Below are 1631 nucleotides of genomic sequence, written 5' to 3'. Positions count from 1 at the left end.
TTCAACCAGCCGCCATTCCGCTTGGCGGTCTAACCCCGGCAGAAGCTCCACTTATCGAGGCGGAGATTCTGTTCAGACAAACGGGACCAGCTCAGTTCGAGCTGCCGGGGGAGGAGCTACGATCGCGGCCGTGGCTGTCGCCACGAAAGTGGAGCCTTTGATGGTTGGTAAGCCGGAGCCGCATATGATCGAGACTGCACTTTCCCGCCTGGGCACGGTACGCAGCGCAACCTTGATGACTGGAGACCAGATCCGGCTGGAGCACCTTCCGCAGCTCATTCAGCAATTTACAGTCGAAGCCAAAGGGGATTCGAACGCGCAAACCCTGGCAATAGAAAAGCCTGCGTTCTTAGCGCTAGCCGGCCATCATCGGGTCGGAAATTGGACAGAGTTGCGCCAGATAGTGGATCAACTCGTAATGTTGAAAGACACGCATATAGTCGCCGACGTCCTCAAGCGGCTTTTGAACTCGGCGTCGCCCACCAGGCCCACAGGGGCATTCTCCGAGCGCGAGTGGATCATGGGAGGCCTGAAACGAAACATCGTGCAAAGACTCCACGTTCTCCAGGACTTTCAAGAAAGACGTTGCACAACAAAATAAAGAAACTGTGGATACTTGGAATAGCCTACGATCATTTCTTGCGAATAGATTGTTTTGAAGCCGTCGCATGCAAAAGCGAGAATTTTGGTGAGGACGACCCCTGTTGGTCAAGCCGGACCAATTCCATCTCGTCGCGAATCCTCAACTCAAGAGCCCCTTCGGGCAAATGCACAATACCTTTGAGATGCGAACCAAGTCGTCTCTCTGCCACTGTGACCTCAGAATCACTAACAGCAGCAAACAAGTTATTGAATCCCAAGCTAGCAAACCATTCCATACGCCGAAGTTCAAGCTCCAGTCCGGTGTTAACCGGCATGGTAGCCGAAGGCTGCTCGATGATAGATGCAGGTGGAAAATTTACGACACCGGAAATTCTCGCCTCTTTTAATAAATCGGCAAAATCCTCCCAACAGGCAAAGGGATCGATCATTACCATTGCTGCGTAGGCATGAATGAACGTTTGCTTGCCGAGGCTGCGCAAATCGCGCAAAAGGCAGTCATTCCAGTCAATGACAGGCAACGTCGCCATCACGAGCATGGAGCCTGCTGGAAGACTTCGCAGGGACGGCGCGTAGATTTCCAAGGGCGCGCCATTAGGCGCAGCCGTTAAGTGTGTAGCAAGCTTGCAGATGACTTTACCCATTCTTACGCCTCCGGCCGTATGGCCAATCTTATACACTGCTTTAGACCAGTTAGGTGTTTCGTCCTGGCGTTTGCTGGAGCGGATTGAGTTTGAATCGTGCTGGCTGGGAAATCCAGCATTGAAGACGTATTCGCAGGGTGTGAGGCTTGAGCTGGTCCCGGTTGTCTGAACAGAATCTCCGCGTTGATAAGTGGAGCCTCTGCCGGGGTTAGGCTGCCAAGCGGATTGGCAGTGGGGTGAAGTAGGCTTGATCAGGTGTGCTGCCGTCAAGGCTCGAGTGGGGACGGCGGCGATTGTACAACGAGGTTTGAGAACGCCCACAGGACCGCTCTTCGCGTGGTTCTTTATCGATATCATCCTTGGTTTGGTTGCCGTGTTTGCGTTCAT

General features: G+C 53.4%; 2 protein-coding genes. One reads left to right on the top strand and one right to left on the bottom strand.

Translation table 11 applies throughout. From position 1 onward, the window contains the following. Nucleotides 1-130: 130 nt before the first annotated feature. Nucleotides 131-601, top strand: coding sequence for an HAD hydrolase-like protein (locus ABIB00_RS38960; RefSeq protein ID WP_354108007.1), 471 nt, complete (start codon nucleotides 131-133; stop codon nucleotides 599-601). 31 nt (nucleotides 602-632) lie between these two features. On the opposite strand, the gene ABIB00_RS38955 is transcribed toward ABIB00_RS38960, so the two are convergent. After that, nucleotides 633-1244, bottom strand: coding sequence for a hypothetical protein (locus tag ABIB00_RS38955; RefSeq protein WP_354108006.1), 612 nt, complete (start codon nucleotides 1242-1244; stop codon nucleotides 633-635). Nucleotides 1245-1631: the final 387 nt, after the last annotated feature.

Source organism: Bradyrhizobium sp. LB14.3, assembly GCF_040547985.1.
Classification (GTDB): domain Bacteria; phylum Pseudomonadota; class Alphaproteobacteria; order Rhizobiales; family Xanthobacteraceae; genus Bradyrhizobium.
The sequence above is the reverse complement of the archived record's forward strand: the minus strand, read 5'-3'. Positions and strand labels throughout refer to the sequence as shown.